Source organism: Synechococcus sp. R6-10, from assembly GCF_047461815.1.
Lineage (GTDB): Bacteria > Cyanobacteriota > Cyanobacteriia > Thermostichales > Thermostichaceae > Thermostichus.
Map to the genome: position 1 here is coordinate 1 of NZ_JANSHW010000198.1, position 2,231 is coordinate 2,231.

3 protein-coding genes are annotated in these 2,231 nt (G+C 60.1%); 1 reads left to right on the forward strand and 2 read right to left on the reverse strand.

Translation table 11 applies throughout. The features are described from left to right. The coding region (locus tag NW837_RS06260; RefSeq protein ID WP_414329900.1) for a Maf family protein at positions 1 to 427 on the forward strand (427 nt) is incomplete at its 5' end. Here NW837_RS06260 and gatB read toward each other — a convergent pair. Further along, entirely contained in the window at positions 424 to 1,896 is a 1,473-nt protein-coding gene (gatB, locus tag NW837_RS06265; protein WP_011432351.1) for an Asp-tRNA(Asn)/Glu-tRNA(Gln) amidotransferase subunit GatB, read from the reverse strand. The genes NW837_RS06260 and gatB overlap by 4 nt on opposite strands. Before the next feature lie 149 nt (positions 1,897 to 2,045). Then, the coding region (locus NW837_RS06270) for an acylphosphatase (protein WP_414329902.1) at positions 2,046 to 2,231 on the reverse strand (186 nt) is incomplete at its 5' end.

The following is a 2,231-nucleotide window of genomic DNA, read 5'->3' on the forward strand; positions in this document are numbered from 1 at the left end:
GGTGGCGGCCCAGCAACGGGAGCCCGTCTTGGTCGTGGGGGCCGACTCTGTGCTCTACCTAAATGGCGAGATCCTAGGTAAGCCGCCCAATGCCCTAGAGGCGGAACGGCGCTTGCGGCAAATGCGGGGCGAAGTGGGAGAGCTCTACACAGGCCATGCCTTGATTGACACGAAGCAGAACCGCCGCCTCACCCACTATGCGGTGACGCGGGTGTTTTTTGCCAAGCCCAGCGACGAGGAAATCCGCGCCTATGTGGCCACCGGTGAGCCGCTCAATTGTGCTGGCTGTTTTGCCATCGATGGCCGCGGCAGCCTGTTTGTGGAGCGGATCGAGGGGTGCCCCGGCAATGTTATCGGGCTGAGTTTGCCCCTGCTGCGGCGCATGATCCAGGAGTTGGGCTATTCCCTCACCGATGCTTGGAGCTAGCCGTCGAGGTGTTGCTTGAGCAGGTCGTTGGCCAGCTTTGGATCCGCCCGTCCCTGGGTTTTTTTCATCAATTGCCCGACAAAGTAGCCGAAGAGCTTGGTTTTGCCCCCCCGATACTGCTGCAGTTGCTCGGGGTTTTCTGCCAGCACCTCGGCGATCATCTGCCCCAGCAGAGCGCTATCCGAGATTTGGGTCATGCCCTTAGCTTCCACCAGGGCGCGGGCCGATCCCCCTTTTTCCAGCAGTTCCGGCAGGATCTCCTTGGCGATTTTGCTGGAGATGGTGCCCTGCTCGATGAGGCCAATCAGCTCGGCCAGGGTTTCCGGCTTCAGGGCAATGTCGGGATAGTCCAGCTTGTGGGTGTTGAGGTAGCTGGCGATGTCGCTCATCATCCAGTTGGCGGCTGCTTTCGGGTCGGCACCGGCGGCGATCACGGCTTCAAAGTATTCGGCGGTGTTGCGTTCATCGCTGAGGTAGCGGGCATCGTACACCGAGAGGCCGTACACCTCCTGGTAACGTCGCCGCTTCACACCGGGCAATTCCGGCAGCTCTGCCTGCCAGCGGGTTTTCTGCGCTTCGGTAACGCGAATGGGCGGCAGATCGGGCTCGGGGAAATAGCGATAGTCGCTGGATCCCTCTTTCTTGCGCATGCTGATGGTGCGCTGGCTGTTTTCTTCCCAGAGGCGGGTCTCTTGCACGATCCGCTCGCCCGCCTCCACAGCCTTGACTTGGCGGTTGAACTCGTACTCGATGGCCCGTTGGATGGCGTTGAAGGAGTTCATGTTTTTAATTTCCACCTTCGTGCCAAAGGTCTGGGATCCCAGCGGACGCACCGAGATGTTCACATCACAGCGCAGGGATCCCTCCTGCAGGTTGCCATCGCACAGCCCGGCATAGCGCAGGATGCGGCGCAGCTCTTGCACGTACTCTGCCGCTTCTTCCCCGCTGCGGATGTCCGGCTCGCTGACGATCTCGATGAGGGGAACCCCCGCTCGGTTGAAATCCACCAAAGAGTAGCTGGATCCCGATAGGCGGTCGCTGCCAGCGTGGACCAGCTTGCCCGCATCTTCTTCCATGTGCAGACGGGTGATGCCGATGCGCTTGGTGCGACCGTCGCTGAGCTGGATCTCGATCCAGCCGTGGGTGGCAATCGGCAGGTCGTATTGCGAGATTTGGTAGTTTTTGGGCAAGTCGGGGTAAAAGTACTGCTTGCGGTCGAACTTGCTGTAGGGGGCAATGGTGCAATTCAAGGCCAAACCCGCTTTGACCGCGTACTCCAGCACCTTTTCGTTGAGCACCGGCAGGGTGCCGGGCAGGCCCATGCAGATGGGGTCAATCTGGGTGTTGGGGGGAGCGCCAAAGGCTGTCGCGCTGCTGGAGAAGATCTTGGAGCGAGTGCTGAGCTGGCAGTGAACTTCCAGCCCAATCACAGCTTCGTATTGCACTTTGGCGGGGGCAGCAACAGTCATGGGATAGGAAAAACTGGCGGTGTAACCATTCTAGTGTGACCTTGCAGGGATCCCAGCTCACAGACAGTTTCTGGGGACGGCAGCCCAGAACCCAGGACGAGGCCGGAGCAGCCCAGCTTGAAGCAGATCCTCAGAACAGCGAAACTTCCTCAAACGGTAGGGCGAATCTCAAAAGTGGGTAGACCTTCCGGCGGCTCGGAACGTTGCTCAATGGCCTCCACAACCGAACCGGGGCTGCCCTGTTGGCACCAGCGCAGCATGGCCTCCACCGCAGCAGGGGATCCTTCAAAAACAGCCTCTACACGACCATCCCGCAAATTGCGCACCCACCCTTG